Origin of the sequence: Tessaracoccus lacteus (genome assembly GCF_029917005.1) — a bacterium.
Lineage (GTDB): Bacteria > Actinomycetota > Actinomycetes > Propionibacteriales > Propionibacteriaceae > Arachnia > Arachnia lactea.
On sequence record NZ_CP123967.1, the window covers coordinates 200,824 to 218,197 of the forward strand.

The 17,374-nt window shown below is 70.7% G+C and carries 15 protein-coding genes; 11 read left to right on the top strand and 4 right to left on the bottom strand.

The genetic code is table 11. From position 1 onward, the window contains the following. Positions 1-2 precede the first annotated feature (2 nt). Positions 3-2,291: a putative bifunctional diguanylate cyclase/phosphodiesterase gene (locus QH948_RS00925; RefSeq protein WP_281145113.1), complete on the bottom strand. Its 2,289-nt coding sequence runs from the start codon at positions 2,289-2,291 to the stop codon at positions 3-5. Between the two features lie 166 nt (positions 2,292-2,457). Here QH948_RS00925 and QH948_RS00930 point away from each other — a divergent pair, with 166 nt between their 5' ends. Continuing rightward, entirely contained in the window at positions 2,458-3,279 is an 822-nt protein-coding gene (locus QH948_RS00930; RefSeq protein WP_281145114.1) for a TSUP family transporter, read from the top strand. Between the two features lie 19 nt (positions 3,280-3,298). Here the strand turns inward: QH948_RS00930 and QH948_RS00935 are convergent, their stop codons facing one another. Beyond that, complete coding sequence (locus QH948_RS00935; RefSeq protein ID WP_281145115.1) at positions 3,299-4,024, bottom strand: FadR/GntR family transcriptional regulator; 726 nt, start codon at positions 4,022-4,024, stop codon at positions 3,299-3,301. Positions 4,025-4,168: 144 nt separating this feature from the next. On the opposite strand from QH948_RS00935, the gene QH948_RS00940 reads away from it, so the two are divergent. The 4 genes from QH948_RS00940 to QH948_RS00955 are packed head-to-tail and all read left to right on the top strand — an operon-like array spanning position 4,169 to position 8,481. Continuing rightward, positions 4,169-5,368, top strand: coding sequence for an aminotransferase class V-fold PLP-dependent enzyme (locus QH948_RS00940; RefSeq protein ID WP_281145116.1), 1,200 nt, complete (start codon positions 4,169-4,171; stop codon positions 5,366-5,368). A gap of 24 nt (positions 5,369-5,392) precedes the next feature. Then, positions 5,393-6,694, top strand: a complete 1,302-nt coding sequence (locus tag QH948_RS00945) for an ABC transporter substrate-binding protein (RefSeq protein WP_281145117.1) — start codon at positions 5,393-5,395, stop codon at positions 6,692-6,694. A 3-nt stretch (positions 6,695-6,697) separates the two neighbouring features. Then, positions 6,698-7,648: a carbohydrate ABC transporter permease gene (locus QH948_RS00950; protein WP_255555989.1), complete on the top strand. Its 951-nt coding sequence runs from the start codon at positions 6,698-6,700 to the stop codon at positions 7,646-7,648. Next, positions 7,645-8,481 (top strand): carbohydrate ABC transporter permease, encoded by an 837-nt coding sequence (locus tag QH948_RS00955; RefSeq protein ID WP_281145118.1) that lies wholly within the window; start codon positions 7,645-7,647, stop codon positions 8,479-8,481. The genes QH948_RS00950 and QH948_RS00955 overlap by 4 nt, the downstream gene beginning before the upstream one ends. Positions 8,482-8,503: 22 nt before the next feature. On the opposite strand, the gene QH948_RS00960 is transcribed toward QH948_RS00955, so the two are convergent. Then, complete coding sequence (locus tag QH948_RS00960) at positions 8,504-9,775, bottom strand: MFS transporter (protein ID WP_281145119.1); 1,272 nt, start codon at positions 9,773-9,775, stop codon at positions 8,504-8,506. 68 nt (positions 9,776-9,843) lie between these two features. On the opposite strand from QH948_RS00960, the gene QH948_RS00965 reads away from it, so the two are divergent. Next, positions 9,844-10,446, top strand: coding sequence for a helix-turn-helix domain-containing protein (locus QH948_RS00965; protein WP_281145120.1), 603 nt, complete (start codon positions 9,844-9,846; stop codon positions 10,444-10,446). On the opposite strand, the gene QH948_RS00970 is transcribed toward QH948_RS00965, so the two are convergent. Then, positions 10,422-11,051, bottom strand: coding sequence for a GntR family transcriptional regulator (locus tag QH948_RS00970; RefSeq protein WP_281145121.1), 630 nt, complete (start codon positions 11,049-11,051; stop codon positions 10,422-10,424). The two genes, QH948_RS00965 and QH948_RS00970, sit on opposite strands and share 25 nt — an antisense overlap. 142 nt (positions 11,052-11,193) lie before the next feature. Here QH948_RS00970 and QH948_RS00975 point away from each other — a divergent pair, with 142 nt between their 5' ends. The 5 genes from QH948_RS00975 to QH948_RS00995 are packed head-to-tail and all read left to right on the top strand — an operon-like array spanning position 11,194 to position 17,334. Further along, entirely contained in the window at positions 11,194-12,447 is a 1,254-nt protein-coding gene (locus tag QH948_RS00975) for an NRAMP family divalent metal transporter (protein WP_281145122.1), read from the top strand. Positions 12,448-12,449: 2 nt separating this feature from the next. Further along, positions 12,450-13,220, top strand: coding sequence for a LamB/YcsF family protein (locus QH948_RS00980; RefSeq protein ID WP_281145123.1), 771 nt, complete (start codon positions 12,450-12,452; stop codon positions 13,218-13,220). Next, positions 13,217-14,014, top strand: coding sequence for a putative hydro-lyase (locus tag QH948_RS00985; RefSeq protein WP_281145124.1), 798 nt, complete (start codon positions 13,217-13,219; stop codon positions 14,012-14,014). Before QH948_RS00980 ends, QH948_RS00985 begins: the two co-directional genes overlap by 4 nt. Further along, the gene (locus QH948_RS00990) at positions 14,011-15,609 is read left to right on the top strand and encodes a 5-oxoprolinase subunit B/C family protein (protein ID WP_281145125.1); all 1,599 of its coding nucleotides are present in this window, start codon (positions 14,011-14,013) and stop codon (positions 15,607-15,609) included. Before QH948_RS00985 ends, QH948_RS00990 begins: the two co-directional genes overlap by 4 nt. A gap of 9 nt (positions 15,610-15,618) precedes the next feature. Then, on the top strand, positions 15,619-17,334 hold the full coding sequence (locus QH948_RS00995) for an acetyl/propionyl/methylcrotonyl-CoA carboxylase subunit alpha (protein ID WP_281145126.1): 1,716 nt from the start codon (positions 15,619-15,621) through the stop codon (positions 17,332-17,334). The last annotated feature ends 40 nt before the right edge of the window (positions 17,335-17,374 follow it).

Consider the following 17,374-nt stretch of genomic DNA (forward strand, 5'->3'; position numbering starts at 1 on the left):
GATCACGCGCCGGCCGACTGCGTCAGCCGCGTGCACTCCGGGCACGTCGTGCCGTAGTTCCTGAACCTGTCGGCCAGCGCCGAGGCGCTCATGGGGGCGCCGAAGTAGTAGCCCTGCACGAAGGGCACACCGACGTCGACGAGCGCGCGCAGCTGCGCCTCCTCCGCTACGCCTTCGACGACCATCCGGATCCCGAGGCCGTCGCACAGGGTCGACAGCGCGGCGAGCACCTGTCGCGACTTCTCGTCGCCCATGTCGTGCACGAGCGAGCGGTCGACCTTCAGCACGCTCAGCGGGTAGTCGACGACAGATTGCAGCGTGCTCTGCGCAACGCCGAAGTCGTCGAGAGCGATCTGCAGGCGGTTGCTGTGGTTCAGCTCCTCGAGCTCCTCGAACGTCGATTCGAGCGCCCGGTGCAGCGACGTCTCGCTCAGCTCCAGCGTCACGGTGACGTCCGTGGCGTCGAGGAAGTGGCCCAGCGCGGTGCGGAAGGTCGCGTCGGTGATCTGCTCGACGTCGACGTTGAAGTGCAGGTCCAGCGGGAAGCGACCGGCGGCGCCGAACTCCTCCAGATCGGCGAGCGCGCGCGACAGCACCGCGGTGCTCAGGTCGGTCACCAGACCCAGCCTCCGGGCCTCGTGCACGACGATGTCGGCGGGGATCGCGCCCAGCTTCGGGTGCGTGACCCGCACCAGCGCCTCGATCGCCACCACCTGCTCGACGCGGGTGTCGATGATCGGCTGGTAGGCCAGGTCGATGCCGCCCGACGTGATCGCCTGAGTGATCGCGTTCAGCAGCTCGTCAATGTCGTGGACCTGGAATCCGGGGCAGGCGGCGTCGCGCGGTGCCGCCGGTGCCAGGTTGCCGCGCGACTCGTACATGCGCGCGTCGGCGAACTGCATGAGCTCCGCGACGTCCGGCGACCTCGACTCGGTGAAGGCGAGCCCGAAGGAGGCGTTGACCAGCACGAGCGCATCCTCGGCCAGAACCGGGGTGCTGACGACGGTGGCGATGTTCTCGGCGGTGCGCTGGGCGGCCTGGGCATCGTGCAGCCCGACGAGGAGGACGACGAACTCGTCGCCGCCGACCCGCGAGGCGATGTCGTCGGGAGCCAGCACCAACTGGAGGCGCTCGGCGACGGTCTGCAGGACGAGGTTGCCGACACCGTGGCCGTGCGAGTCGTTGATGGCCTTGAACCCGTCAAGATCGAGATACATGATCGCGATGCCGGAGCCGTCCAGGTGCTCCAGGGACGTCAGCGACTCGGTGAACCCGCGGTAGTTGAGCAGGCCCGTGAGGGGATCGCGGGTGGCGGCGCGGTGCAGCTTCGCGCGCTCCGTGCCGGCATCGGCGGTGGACTGTGCGATGTTGGCGAACGCTTCGACGAGCTCGCGGTCCTCGGCTCTCAGCGGGGGCTGGAAGTGGGTGCGGTGCGCCTGGAGGAACCCTCCGGGCAGGGGCACGGCGATGGGTGCCTCCGGATCGCTGGTCAGCGTGATGACCCGGTGGGGCAGCGCCTCCTCCAGGAACTCCGCTGCCTGCTCCGCGACGGGGACCTCGCTCGGCCAGGGCAGCGCCTTCGCCGCCTTGACGAGCCCGCGGAGCCGCGACTCGACGCGCGTGTACTCGAAGTAGGTGCCGAGCGTCAGCGCGATGAGGCTGACGAGCAGCGATCCCAGCAGCTTCGCCTGAACGCCGCTGGTCGTCGGCGCGGCGGTTCCCACGACCAGCGCGATGCCATGACCGCCCAGCGTCGCCGCGGTCACGAGCAGCCACATCGTCAGCGCCCGCGACCAGGTGATGGCCCGGGCGGCGCTGAGCAGGGGGGTCCCGGCCAAGAACCCCAGACGCAGCGACGAGATCACGAGCCGCGTGAGGAACAACGCCGCCGTCGGCAAGGTTGAGAGGATGATCAGCGGCGCGGCCTGGGCATCGAGGATGGTCCAGCACGAGGCCATCACGACGCCGCCCAACACCATGTTCGCCGTCACCTCGAGCGCCCGGGCGGGGCTGCGTAGTCGCACGAGGGTGCCGAGCGCCGACCCGAAGAGCCACAAGGTGATGACCGCACCCAGGTTGGTGGGCGAGGCGTTGATGAGGAAGATCGCCGGGGCGGCGGTCAGGGCCAGCATCTGGTCGCGGTTGGAGGCACGCATGACGACCGCGTTGGCGATGGCCGTCGCGATGACCAGCATCACGGCCCACACCGGGCGGGAGAAGGGGGCGAAGGCGAGCGTGCACCAAGTGAGGCAGGTCGCGACGACGGCGGCGCTGATGACCAGCGAGAGCACCCGCGCGAGCGTGTGCCGGGGCCCGGGCGCGGGGCTCTCCAGCGGTGACGTTTCAGGGGTTCCCGGAGGCATGCCTGTGAGCCTATCCGCCTTGCCGGGTGGCCGCCCCTCGGGACCAGGTCGGCGCCGTTGGGGCGGTTCGCCGACGGGCGGTTAGGCTCGCCCGGTGACTCTGCTCGACGCCTGGTTCCCCGCTGACATGGGCTGGCAGACGCTCCTGCTTGTCCTGGCGGTCGCGTTCGCGGCAGGCTGGGTCGACGCGGTCGTCGGAGGCGGAGGGCTGCTGCAGCTGCCCGCCCTGCTGCTCGTGCCCGGCCTGGCCCCGGTACAGGCCCTCGCGACGAACAAGCTGGCGTCCATCTTCGGCACCGCCACCTCGAGCCTCACGTTCTACCGCAGGGTCGGCCCCGACCTGCGCACCGCGCTGCCGATGGCTGGGCTGGCGATGCTGGCGAGCGTGGGCGGCGCGGCCGTCGCGTCGTCACTTCCGGCGGAGGTGTTCAAGCCGATCATCGTGCTGGTGCTGATCGCCGTCGCGACGTTCGTCGCCGTCCGGCCCCACCTCGGCGCGGCCACCGCGCTGCGCTTCCATGGTGCCCGGCACCTCCTCGCAGCCTGCGGGTTGGGCGTGGTGATCGGCTTCTACGACGGCGTGCTCGGCCCCGGGACCGGCACCTTCCTGGTCATCTCGCTCGTCAGCGTCATCGGGTATAACTTCGTCGCGGCCAGCGCGACGGCGAAGATCGTCAACTACGCCACGAACCTCGGCGCCCTGCTGCTGTTCATCCCGACCGGCGCCGTCGTCTGGGGGCTCGGCCTGCTGCTCGCCGTCGCCAACATGTCCGGCAGCTACCTCGGATCCCGCACGGCCATCGCCAAGGGCGCGGGCTTCGTCCGCACCGTGTTCCTGGTGGTGGTGGCCGCGCTGATCCTCAAGCTCGGCTGGGACGTGTGGGTGGAGACGGGATCCCGGATCGTCGGGTCGTAGCCCGTCGGCACCCGAGCTCTCAGTGCACTCGGCTCTGATCGGCGTCGTCTGAGCCCTCGACAGTGGGGACGGGCTGCAGCCCGCTCAGCCAGACGAAGGTGGCGCGGACGTGCTGCATCGCCAGGAACCGCGCGGTCTCGGGGTCGCGTGCGGCGATGGCGAGGGCCAGTTCGCGGTGGGCGGCGTCGCTGATGGCCTTCATCTCGTGGCCGTGGCTGCCCTCGTCGAAGATCCGGTAGTCGCGACCACGTCGCCGCACGATGCTCAGCAGCTGCGCGATCATCTCGTCCTTCGCCCCGCTGATGATGAGCTGGTGGAAGTCGGCGTCGAGCTGCTGCGCGAGGTCCGACGGCTCGGTGCGCGTCAGCTCGTCGGCCAGCTCGATAAGCCGGGCGCACTCCGCATCGGTCAGCCGCGCCGCCGCCAGCGCTGCGACGTGCCCCTCGAGGACCTCCCGCAGGGGCAGAAGCTCCAGGAACCTGTTGAGGGGAAGGAGGGGGAACACCATCTCGAGTCCGGACATGATGCTCTGCGCACTCATGTCCGAGACGGTGGCGCTGCTGCCGCCGGACGTGGTCAGCGCGCCGGCGACCGCGAGCATCTTCTGTGCCTCGCGGAGTGAGCTGCGCGACACCCCGAACCGCTCGCAGAGCTCGGCCTCGCTCGGGAGTCTGTCCCCGGAGCCGATCTCCCCGGAGGCGATCATCCGGGCAAGCCCCAGGCGTGCGGTCTCGACGGCGCTCATAGTTTCCTCCATGCCCTATTGCCCCAGTGTCGACCATACGGGCAAATCGATCGATTGTCAGACAATTATGTAACGGTTTGGTCAAAACCCTTCCACGTTGAATGCTCCAGGGTCTAGGAATTGTCGGACAAGGAGGTTCAATTCATGGCATATCCCTCGGTGCTCGATCCGGAGCTGCGCTGGACGCTGGACCCGTGCGTCAAGCACCTGAACCACGGCTCCTTCGGCGCGGTCCCCGTCGCCGTGCAGGAGGAGCAGAACCGCCTGCGCGCCATCGCAGAGTGGAACCCCGTGCGGTGGTTCGCGAGCATGCCCCCCCGGGTGGCGGCTGCGCGGGAGGAGCTGGCCGACCTGGTGCGCGTCGACCGCGGGCACCTGGCGCTGGTCCAGAACGCTTCGGCCGGGGCCTCGGTCGTGTACCAATCGCTGATGACGGCCGGCGCGGTTGATGTGCTGCTCACCGATCATGGCTACGGTGCCGTCACCATGGGTGCTCAGCGACTGGTCGCACGGACGGGTGGCACCGCGACCGAGGTCGCCATCCCCCTGGACGCGCCAGCTGACGACGTCTTCGCCCTGATCACCGCGGCGATGGATGAGCACCGGCCGCGCCTCCTGGTGATCGACCAGATCACCTCGGCCACCGCGAGGGAGTTCCCCGTAGACGAGATCTGCCGGGCCGCCCGCGAGCGCGGCGTCCTGACGCTCGTCGACGGCGCGCACGCCCCCGGCGTGCTGGCCGACCCGGTGTGCCGCGAGGCCGACTACTGGGTCGGGAACCTCCACAAGTTCGTCTGCGCGCCGCGCGGGGCGGCTCTGCTGGTCACCAGGGGCGACGGACAGGAGCTCTTCCCCCTGATCGACTCGTGGGGAGCCCAGCTGCCCTTCCCGCAGCGGTTCGACCACACCGGGACGATGGACCTGACCCCCTGGCTCGTCGCGCCATTCGCCTGGCGACACCTCGACTCCACCGTCGGCTGGTCCGAGATCCGTCGCCGCTCCCGCGAGACCCTCGACGAGGGGATCCGGATCGTTTCCGCCGCTCTCGAGGGGCTCGTCGATGAGTCGGTGCCCGACGTCGGCCAGCCCGTCGGCCCGCTGCGGCTCCTCGCACTGCCGGGGACTCTCGGATCGACCCACGACGAGGCCGACGCCCTGCGCGTCCCGTTCGGCGACGCCACCGGCATAGCGATGGCCTTCACCGAGTTCGGAGGGAAGGGCTACCTCCGCCTGTCGGCGCACCTCTACAACGGTCTCGACGACTACCAGTACCTGGCCGCGGTGGGAATCCCCCTGCTTCACCGCTGGTCGCAGGAATCAGCCAGGGGAAGCCACACGGCCTGACAACCAACCACACAAGGAGGATCCATGCGCACGAAGATCACGACCGCCGTCGCGGCGGTATCGGCTCTCGCTCTGGCGCTGACCGGCTGCGCTGGCGGCGGCGGAACGGACGGCGCGGACGGGGGTGAGGTGACCCTGCAGATGGTGGAGTCGCTCACCAACCCGACCCGCACCGAACTGCTCAAGACCATGCTGGCCGACTTCGAGGAGGCCAACCCCGGGATCAAGGTCCAGCTCGTGTCTCCGCCGACCGAGCAGGCCGACCAGAAGATCCAGCAGATGCTCCAGTCCGGCTCGGGCGTCGACGTGCTGGAGGTGCGCGACCTCACCGTCGGCCCGTTCAGCAACAACGGCTGGCTCTACGACATGGCGGGCGACCTGGAGAGCTGGGACGGCTACGAGAACCTGACCGATCAGGCGAAGTCGTTCACCATCGACTCGGAGGGCAAGGGCTACTTCGTTCCCTACGGCTTCTATGGCCTCAGCCTCTTCTACCGCACCGACCTGGTGAAGGAGGCCGGTTTCGACGGCGCCCCGAAGACCTGGGACGAGCTCGTCGAGCAGGCAACGGCCATCCAGGACCCGGCTCAGAACCGCTACGGCTACGCCTTCCGCGGCGGAGCCAACTCCATCGGCCAGGTGATGAGCATCCTCGAGGCCTACAACGCCGACAACCTCGACGCGGAGAACGCGTACAAGGTCACCAGCGGCGACTCGATTTTCTCCACCCCCGAGTCCCAGACCGCGATCGACAAGTACATCGAGCTGTTCAAGACCGGTTCGCCCGAGTCGTCGGTCGCGTGGGGCTACGCGGAGATGGTGCAGGCCTTCACCAACGGCTCCACCGCGTTCCTCCTGCAGGACCCCGAGGTCATCGGCGTGGTCAACGACTCGTCGCTGACCGAGGACCAGTGGAGCGTGGCGCCGAACCTCGTCGGCCCGACGGGGAAGGCCGCCTGGCCCATGGCCACCGCGGGCTGGGGCGTCGCGGAGGCGTCCGAGCACAAGGAGGAGGCGGTGAAGCTGGTCGAGTGGCTCTCCGGAGACGCATCCACCACGTTCGCCAAGGAGAACTCGCTGGTCCCCATCCTCGCCGAGGCGGCCGACGACGAGTTCTTCAAGACCGGCCCCTGGGCCGCCTACGTGGAGATGACCTCCGCCCCCGACACCTACCTGTCGGTGGTCGAGCCCCGCGGCTCCTCCTGGTGGACCGAGTGGAGCCAGCGCTCCGAGTCCGACCTGCAGCAGGTCCTCCTCGGCAAGATGTCGACGGCCGACCTGCTGAGCGGCTGGGACCAGTACTGGACCGAAAAGTGGGAGGCCTGAGCCTTGTCATCGCTGAGCGGTGAGACCGCAGGCGGGGTGGGTGCCCGACGCACCCGCCCCGCCGGGCGGCGGCGCGAGTTCAACGGGCGCACGGCGCTGACGATGCTGGCCTTCCTGGCTCCGGCCTTCGTGTTCGTGTTGGTGTTCACGTACTACCCCCTGCTCGTGGGCGGCCAGATGGCGTTTCGGCAGTGGTCCCTGTGGGACCTGACCAGCACACCCTTCATCGGGTGGGGCAACTTCCAGACGCTCATGGCGGATCCGGCCTTCACACGGGTGATGTGGAACTCGGTCATCTGGGTCGTCGGGTCGTTGGTGCCGCAGTTCATCATCGGGTTCCTCATCGCTCTGGCCCTGCGGAAGAAGTTCCGGTTCCGCGGCCTGTACCAGGCCGTCGTCTTCTACCCATGGGCCGTGTCCGGCTTCCTGATCGGCATCCTGTTCCGCTGGATGTTCAACTCCGAGTTCGGCGTCGTCAACGACCTGTTGATGCGGTTCGGGATCGTGGAGGCGCCCGTCCCTTGGCTCGCCGACCCGGACCTGGCGCTGGTGGCGGTCATCGTCGCGAACGTCTGGTACGGCGTCACGTTCTTCTCGATCATGATCCTCGCCGCCCTCCAGTCCGTGCCCGACGAGCTGTACGAGGCGGCCGCGCTCGACGGTGCCGGTCGCGCCAGGATGCTGTTCCAGATCACCATCCCGACCATCCGGACCACCCTCGTACTGACGGTCCTGCTGCGCGTGATCTGGATCTTCAACTTCCCCGACATCATCTACGCCATGACCGGCGGCGGGCCCGCCGACCAGACGCAGATTGCCACGACCTGGATGATCAAGTTCACCCAGCAGGGTGAGTACGGCCTGGCGTCGGCGCTCGGGTTCATCACCATGGGAGTCCTCGTCGTGTTCACCGGCCTGTACCTCGCGCTGCTCACGAGGGAGAAGAAGTCATGATCAACAGGGACCCGAAGTGGCTGACCTACCTGCGGATCCTCGGCCTCGGCGTGTGGATGATCATCACGCTGTTCCCGCTCTACTGGATCCTGCTGACGTCGCTCAAGCCGGCGAACCAGATCGCCGAATACCCGGTCCGGTACTGGCCGCGCGAGTTCTCCCTGGAGAACTACGCCAGCCTCTTCAACAAGTCGCAGTTCGGCAGCTACCTGCTCAACAGCATCGTCGTCTCGGCCGCGGCCGGCGTCGTCGGCACGGCGATCGCGCTGCTCAGCGCGTATGTGCTCTCGCGCTTCACGTTCCGCGGCAAGGGTGCGGTCATGCTGGCGTTCCTCGTGACGCAGATGATCCCGGCCTTCATCGCGCTCGGCCCGCTCTACCAGATGTTCACGAACCTCGGACTCGTCGACAGCCGGTTCGGGCTCGTGCTGATCTACATCGCGATGACCATCCCCTTCTCGTCGATCATGCTGCGCGGCTTCTTCGACAACGTGCCCGACTCCCTGGAGGAGGCGGCCATGGTCGACGGCTGCAGCCGGTTCGGGGCGCTGTGGCGAGTGATCGTCCCGGTGATGACGCCCGGCATCATCGCGACGTTCATCTTCAACTTCGTCAACTGCTGGAACGAGCTCTTCCTGGCCGTGACGCTGATCAACACCGACAGCCACAAGACGATCCCCACGGCGCTGAACAGCTTCATCTCGAGCTTCAACATCGAGTGGGGGCCGATGTCCGCGGCCGCGGTGCTGACCATCCTGCCGACGATGGTGCTGTTCGCCTTCGCGAGCCGCTGGATCGTCGCCGGCCTGACACAGGGCGCCACCAAGGGCTGAGGCCGGGCCCGGCGCGGGCGGATCAGCCCGCGTCGGCCGCCAGTTCGTAGTGCCGCACCAGGCTGCCCGGGACGGTGCGCCAGACGAGGGCCGTCGCGACCAGCATCACCGCGACGACGCCGAGCAGCACCGTCGGGATGCCCCACAGCGTCGCGGCCGCGCCGCCCATCAGGGCTCCCAGCGGCATGGACCCGAACGCGACCATCCGGCCCGCGCCGGTCACCTTGCCGAGGAGGTCCGGCGGCACCATCCGCGGTCGCAGCGACGAGCTGACCACATTGCCGATGACGCCGAGCGGCCCGACGAACAGCAGGAAGAGCGCCAGTCCCCAGATCGTCGGCCAGAGCAGCGGAATCAGGTTGAGCACCGCGTTGCCGCCCCAGCACACCACCATCACCCGCATCTCCGGCCAGCGGGCGAGCAGCTTCCCCGCGACCAGGCTGCCCGCGATCGCGCCGACAGGCATCGCCACGACGACCAGCGACCACTGCGTCTCGGTGAGTCCGCCGGCGGACCCCTCGCCGACCATCCACAGCAGGATGACGGCCGAGAACGCGCTCGAGGCGAAGTTCCACATGCCCGACGAGATGGCCAGCGGCCGCAGCACCGGGTGCCGGAACGTGACGGAGATGCCCTCGACCAGCTCGCGGCGCAGGTCGGGGAGGACGTCGGGCCTGGCCTCGGCGACGAACCGGCCGCGCAGGCAGGTCAGCAGGACGAGGACGGCCACGCCCACCAGCACGCCCGGCACGCCGATGGCCCACGTGGCGCCGAGGCCGACGAGCAGGCCTGCGAGCGGAGGTCCGGCGAAGGTGTTCGTCGCGGCCTCGACGGCGAACAGCCGGGAGTTGGCCGCCTGGAGCGCGGTCGGTTCGCGCCCGACGAGGGCCGGGACCTGGGCCGCCGCGGACAGGTCCGTGAAGACCTCGGTGAAGCCGTAGGCCAGCGCCAGCCCTATCAGCCACCAGACCGTCAGCGACCCCGTCGCCGCGACGACGCCCACGAGGCCGAGCAGTCCGGCGCGCAGGCCGAGCGCCGCCATCATGGTCACCCGGCGGTCCCAGCGGTCGACGAAGACCCCGGCCAGCGGGGCGCCGACGAGCCAGGGGAGCCAGACGGCCGCGGTGAGCAGGCCGACGATGAACGGGTCGCGGGTCAGCGCGATCGCCAGCAGCGGCACCCCCGTCTGGACGATGCCGTCGGCGAGGTTCGCCAGGCCGACGGCGCCCAGGTGGGCGCGGAAGGGGGCGCCGAGCCGGGCTGGCGTCGTCGCGGATGCAGCTGTCGTCGTCATGTCGATCCCCTAGACTTGGTCGCAGAAGAAACTATGCAAAGCTTTCTATGCAAAGGTAACTCTGCACCATGTCCGAGGTCAATAGCCCCCGCAGATACGTCGACTCCGACACTCTCAAGGCGTTCTCGCATCCGCTCCGGATGCGGATGTACGACTACCTGAAGGACCACGGGTCGGCGACCGCGTCGATGCTGGCGCGCGCGCTGGGGGAGAGCTCCGGGCAGACGAGCTACCACCTGCGCCAGCTGGAGCGCCACGGGCTGGTGTCCGAGGATACGGAGCGTGGCAGCGCGCGCGAACGCTGGTGGCGGCCGGAGGGCTTCTCCTACGGCCTCGAGAGCATCGTCGACGACGAGTCGAAGCTCGCCGCGGCCGTGACGCTCCAGCACTGGTCGCGTCGGGCCGCCGAACTCCAGGTCGCCTGGGCCGACGCCGTCGACGGCGAGGACGAGGCATGGTCGGAGGCCGCGATCAACGCGGAGGCGTCGCTCTCGCTCACCGCCGACGAACTGGCGGCGCTCACGCAGCGCCTGCAGGCTGCCCTCGACGAGGCCGTCGAGGAGGTGGCCGCCACCCGTGACAAGGAGGCCGCCGGCCAGCGCCGCGTGAAGGTGTTCATCCACGCGTTCCCGCTCGCGGCCGAGGATCAGCCCAGCGTCGTCAGCAGGTAGGCCAGGGAGTCGGCGAGATACGCGTCGAGCTCCGCGGCCGCGGCCGCGCCGCCGGCTGCCTCGAAGGTCGCCAGGAGGGCGCGGTTGCGTGGCGCGAAGGGCCCGTGCAGTTCCTCGGGGCTCTTCAGCTCGAGGAAGGCGAGTCGGAGCTCGGCTGAGAGGTCCTGGAACAGGCGGATGAGCCGGGGGCTGTCGGCGAGCGCGACGATCGCCGCGTGGAAGACCATGTTGGCCGTGCCGACGGCCTGCCAGTCGCCCCGCCGCAGCGCGGACTCCGCGTCCAGCACGGCTAGCCGCATGGCGTCGACCTGCGGGTGGTCGACCGTCGCGGTCGCCAGCGCCCTGGTCTCGATCCAGCGCCGCACGCGGTAGATGTCGGCCACGTCTGAGCGGCGCGGGCTGGCGACGAACACCCCGCGGTTGGGCAGATGCTCGACAAGCCGCTGCTCCTGCAGGACCCGGAAGGCCTCGCGCAGGGTGTTGCGCGACACGTTCTCCGCCTTGGCAAGGGACTCCTCCGAGAGGCGGGTGCCGGGGGCGAAGTCCCCGGAGATGATGCGCTGTCGCAGGGAGTCGGCCACGGTTGCGCGGCGGTGGGGACGCATGGGCGAATCCTAGGCCGAGTGTCCGGATGATGGTCGCAACAAGCATGAAACATCGCAGAACTAGCTTGTTGAACAATCCGACGGGCATCGACTCGCGGGCAGTCGTGGCAACGGGCCGCGGCGTGAGAGATCGGGAGGCGCCATGTCGCAGACCAGCACCACCACGGCCAAGGAGTTCGCCAAGTCCCGGCGCGGACCCGTCCTCGGCGCGATCTTCTTGATGGCCACCTCGGCCATCGGACCCGGGTTCATCACCCAGACCGCGACCTTCACCGCACAGCTCGGCGCAGCCTTCGCGTTCGCGATCCTGGTGTCGGTGCTCATCGACTTCGCGCTGCAGATGAACGTCTGGCGCATCATCACCGTCGCGGGCAAGCGCGCCGGAGACCTGGCCAACCAGGCGGTGCCCTACTCGGGTTACGTGCTCGCGGTGCTCATCGTCATGGGCGGCCTCGCCTTCAACATCGGCAACATCGCCGGCGGCGGGCTCGGCCTGAACGCGCTGCTGGGCATCGACCCGAAGATCGGCGGCGCCATCACTGCCCTGCTCGCGATCGGCATCTTCCTGTTCAGGAAGGCCGGCCCCGTCGTCGACGCGGTCGTGATGGTGCTCGGAGTGGTGATGATCGTCATGACGGTGATCGTCGCGGTGATCTCCGCGCCGCCTATCGGAGAGGCGCTCAAGCAGACCTTCGTCCCAGACACCCTGAACTTCGCCACGATCACCACCATCGTCGGCGGCACCGTCGGCGGCTACATCACCTACGCCGGCGCCCACCGCTATCTCGACTCCGGCCTGACCGGCCCTGAGCACGTCACGTCGGTCCACCGCGCATCCTTCACCGGCATCCTCGTCACCGGCGTCATGCGCTACGTGCTGTTCCTCGCGATCCTCGGCGTCGTCGCGTCCGGCGTTGTCCTCGACACCTCCACCTCCGCCGCCAACCCGGCCGGCCAGGCGTTCGGCGCGGTGCTCGGAACCGCGGGCCTGCGCATCTTCGGCCTGATCTTCTGGGCTGCGGCGCTCACGTCCGTGATCGGCGCCGCGTACACGTCGGCGACGTTCATCTCGACGTTCTCGAAGAAGCTCGGCACCGGCCGGCCCCTGCAGTGGGCGACGGTGGTCTTCATTGTGTTCTCGCTGCTGGTCTACCTCGCCCTGGGCGCCGCGCCTGCCGCGATCCTCGTGTTCGTCGGCGGCTTCAACGGCCTGATCCTGCCGATCGGCATGACGATCTTCATGTACATCGGGGTCTTCCGCCAGAAGGACATCCTCGGCGGCTACCAGTACCCCGTGTGGCTGCTCGTCGTCGGCATCCTCGCCACGGCGCTGAGCTGGTACATGGGTATCAACTCGGTCGGCCCGATCTTCAAGTTCATCGGCATCGGGGCGTGACCATGGGACGGATCGACCTCAACTCGGACCTCGGGGAGAACGTCCCCGACCGCATCGTCGGCGACGACGAGGCGATGCTCGACCTCGTCACCAGCGCCAACGTGTCGTGCGGCTTCCACGCGGGCAGCCCCGAGGGCATCCGCGCGACGCTCGCGGCCGCCGTCGCGAAGGGCGTCACCATCGGCGCCCACCCCGGCTACCGCGACTACGAGGGCTTCGGCCGGCTCGCGATGGACGTCGACTCGGCGACGCTGCAGGCGCAGGTCGAGTACCAGCTCGGCGCGCTCATCGCGATGGCCATGGCCGTCGGCGGCCGCGTCGTCTACGTGAAGCCGCACGGCGCGCTCTACAACACCATCGCGCGCGACGAGCGCCAGGCCCGCGCCGTCGTCGCGGCCGTCCGCGCCGTCGACCCGTCGCTGGTGCTGCTCGGCCTCGCCGGTGGCGTCGTGCTCGACGTCGCGGAGGCCGCCGGGCTGGCGACCGCGGCGGAGGCGTTCGCGGACCGCGCCTACACGCCGACGGGGGAGCTGGTGTCGCGGACGCAGCCCGGGTCGGTGCTGCACGACGCCGACCTCGTCGCCCGGCGCATGCTGCGGCTCGCTACGGAGGGTGTCGTCGAGGCGATCGACGGCGCCACCGTCGCGGTGCGTGCCGACTCCATCTGCGTGCACGGCGACAGCGACGGGGCCATCGCGATGGCCGCCGCGACCAGGACGCTGCTCTCGGCTGAGGGAGTCGAGATCGCGCCCTTCGCCGGGGTCTCCGCATGAGCGTCGCGACCGAGGCGCAGCTCGCTCAGGCGCGGGCGGCCCGCGCGTCGTACCGGGCGGGCACGGCCGCGCCGACGAGCGGCGTCGCGCACGGCCTGACGCAGGCCAACCTCATCTCGGTGCCCGCGGACTGGGCGTTCGACGTCCTGCTCTACGCGCAGCGCAACCCCCGCCCGTGCCCGGTGCTCGAGGTGCTCGAGCCGGGCCAGTGGGAGTCGCGGCTCGCGCCCGGCTCCGACATCCGCACCGACATCCCCCGCTACCGCACCTGGCGCGACGGGGAGCTGGTCGCCGAGACCGACGACGCGCTGGCCGCCTGGGAGGAGCACCCCGACCTGGTCTCGTTCCTGATCGGCTGCTCGTTCACGTTCGAGGCCGGCCTCGTCGACGCCGGCATCCCCGTGCGCCACCAGGAGCTCGGCCGCAACGTGCCGATGTACCGCACCAACCGCGCCTGTGCCCCGGCCGGCCGGCTGTCGGGCCAGCTGGTCGTGTCCATGCGGCCCATCCCGGCGGACCGGGTCGCCGACGCCGTCACCATCTCGGGCCGCTACCCGGCCGTGCACGGCGCGCCCGTGCACGTCGGGCACCCCGAAGCGCTCGGCATCGCCGACCTGATGGCCCCCGACTACGGCGACGCGCCCGTCGTCCGCGACGGCGAGATCCCCGTCTTCTGGGCCTGCGGCGTCACGCCGCAGGCGGCGATCTTCGCGTCGCGCCCGCCGTTCGCCGTCACGCACGCCCCCGGCTACATGTTCATCACCGACGTCCCGGACTCGGAGTACCTCGCGTGAGACGCGTGCTGCGCGCCTCGGACCGCGCGCTGCTGGTGGAGGAGGCCGACCTCGGCACGTCGATGCGGGTGCACGCAGCGCTGGCAGCTGAGCTGGAGTCGGGGGGACTGGTCGGCGTCGAGGAGCTGATCCCGGCCGCGCGCACGATCCTCATCCCGTTCGACCCGTCGCGGGTCGACGAGGCCACGCTGCGACGACGTCTGCTGGACGTCCGTCCCGCCGACGAGCGCGCCGCGCGGGCGGAGGTCGTCACCATCCCCGTCCACTACGACGGGCAGGACCTCGACGAGGTCGCCGAGCTGCTCGGCGTCTCCGCCCGCGAGGTCGTCGCCCGCCACACCGCCGCCACCTGGCGCGTCGCGTTCACCGGGTTCGCGCCCGGCTTCGGGTACCTCGTCGGCGACGACCCGTTCTTCGACGTGCCCCGTCGTACGACGCCCCGCACCCGCATCCCGGCCGGCTCGGTCGGGCTGGCCGGCGACTACTCGGGCGTCTACCCGCGCGAGAGCCCCGGCGGCTGGCAGCTGATCGGCCGCACGGACGAGACCATGTTCGACCTGCTCCGCGAGCCCCCGGCGCTGTTCGTGCCGGGGCATGAGGTGAGGTTCACCGTCGCCGAGCGGGAGTCGGTGGCGCTGTCCGCCGCTTCGGATGTCGCGTCGACGGCCGGCGTCGCGGGTCATGCGGTCGAGGTCGTCCGGCCGGGGCTGCAGCTGCTGGTGGAAGACCTTGGACGGCCGGGCAACGCGGCGCTGGGGGTGTCCGCCTCTGGTGCGGCCGACCGCCGCGCCCTCCGCGACGCCAACCGCGCCGTCGGGAACCGGGCCGACTCGGCCGTCCTCGAGCAGGCGGGCGGCGGCGCGGTGCTGCGGTTCCGCGGCGACACCGTCGTGGCGATCGCCGGGGCACCGGCCGACGCGCAGCTCCGCCCCGTCGAGGGCGATCCGGTTCCGGTCCCGACGGGCGTCGCCGTCGCGGTGGCCGACGGTGACGAGCTGCATCTGCGTGGGCTGGCCGCCGGGCTGCGGGTCGCGATCGCCGTCCGCGGCGGATTCGCGCTAGCCCCCGCGCTGGGCAGCGTCGCCGTCGACACCCTCGGCGGCATCGGCCCCCTCGACCTGCCTGGCCTCGGGCTGTCGGCCGGAGACGTCGTCCCCGCGTCGGGCCCGGCCGCCGCTCCCGGCTCCGTCGACCCGCACGTCCCGGCGCGGGAGGACCTGCCGCGGGCGGGCGACGTGGTCGAGCTGCGCATCGTGCTCGGGCCGCGCGACGACTGGTTCACCCCCGACGCGCTGGCGACGCTCACCACTCAGGAGTGGTCCGTCACGGCCCGCTCGGACCGCGTCGGGGTGCGCCTGCAGGGCGATGTCGCGCTCGAGCGCTCCCGCGACGGCGAGCTGCCGAGCGAGGGCGCCGTCACGGGGGCCATCCAGGTGCCGCCGGACGGTCAGCCGGTACTGTTCCTCCCGGATCACCCGCTGACGGGCGGGTATCCCATCATCGGAGCGGTGGTCGACCGGGATCTCGACCTCGCCGGCCAGCTCCCGCCCGGCGCCCGTATCCGCTTCCGCGTCGTCGACGCGGCCATCGACTGAGGAGAACACGTGAAGAGAGTCCTCGTTGCCAACCGTGGCGAGATCGCAGTGCGCGTCATCCGCGCCGCCGCCGAGGCGGGCTACGTCTCCATCGTGGTGTACGCGGACCAGGATGCCGACGCGATGCACGTGCGGCTCGCCGACGAGGCGTACGCGCTGGGCGGCGCGACGCCCGCCGACTCCTACCTGAACATCGCGCGCATCCTCGAGGTCGCGCGCGAGGCGCGCGCCGACGCCGTGCACCCGGGCTACGGGTTCCTCTCCGAGAGTGCCGAGTTCGCGCGCGCCGTCGAGGAGGCCGGGCTGACGTGGATCGGCCCGGCTCCCGAGAGCATCGAGCAGCTGGGCGACAAGATCACCGCGCGGCGCATCGCGACCAGCGTCGGCGCCCCGCTCGTCGCGGGCACCGACTCGCCGCTGGGCTCGGCCCGCGAGGCCGTCGCCTTCGCCGAGGAGCACGGGCTGCCCATCGCGATCAAGGCCGCGTTCGGCGGCGGCGGCCGCGGGCTCAAGGTCGCCCGCGAGCTTGCCGACGTCGCGGAGGCGTTCACGTCGGCGTCCCGCGAGGCCGAGGTCGCGTTCGGCCGTGGGGAGTGCTTCGTCGAGCGGTTCCTCGACAGCCCCCGCCACGTCGAGGCCCAGGTCCTCGGCGACGGCCGCGGCACCGTCGTCGTGGTCGGTGACCGCGACTGCTCGCTGCAGCGCCGCAACCAGAAGCTCGTCGAGGAGGCGCCCGCTCCGGGGCTGACCCCCGAGCAGCGCGACCGGATCCACACCGCCGCCCGCGACATCTGCGCCGCCGTCAACTACCGCGGCGCCGGCACCGTCGAGTTCCTGATGGGCGCGGACGGCGTCATCTCGTTCCTGGAGGTCAACACCCGACTGCAGGTCGAGCACCCCGTGACCGAGGAGGTCACCGGCGTCGATCTGGTGCGCGAGCAGTTCCGCATCGCCGCCGGCGAGCCGATGACCGTCGCCGCTACTCCCGAGCCGCGCGGCCACGCGATCGAGCTGCGCATCAACGCGGAGGATCCCGGTCGCGGCTTCCTGCCCAGCCCCGGCCACATCGTCGGGCTGCGCATCCCCGCCGGCCCTGGCGTCCGCTGGGACGCGGGCGTCGAGGCAGGCGACGACGTGCAGGCCGCCTTCGACTCGCTGATGGGCAAGCTGATCGTGCACGCGGACGACCGTCCGGCCGCCCTGGTCCGCGCGCGTCGCGCGCTGCGGGAACTGCAGGTCGACGGCGTCGCCAGCGTCGCGCCGTTCGCGGCCGCGGCCCTGGCCGACGAGGCCTTCGCCACCGACACCTTCGCCGTCCACACGCAGTGGATCGAGCGCGACCTGATGCCCCGGCTGGAGGCGCAGCCCCGCGCGCTGGCCGCGTCCGATCCGGAGCTCACCCGCTTCCCGCTGGAGATCGACGGCCGCCGGGTGATGGTCGGGATCCCCGGTGCCCTCCTCGCCGGCCTGTCCGCCGGCGCCCCCGGCGCGCAGTCGGCCGCTCCGGAGACCGACCCGGCCATCCTCGAGGCCGACACTCCCGGGGCGCTGGTCCGCTGGCTCGTCGACGACGGCGCGTCGGTCACGGCCGGCCAGCAGGTCGCCGTCATCGACGCCATGAAGATGGAGTCGCCGGTGGTCGCCCACCGCGACGGCACCCTGACCATCCGTGTCCAGCCGGGCGCCATCGTCGCCATCGGCGAGGACCTCGCCGCCATCGGCTGAGGCAGGGGCGCCGCCACCTCTCCGCGCTCGGCTGTCGTGC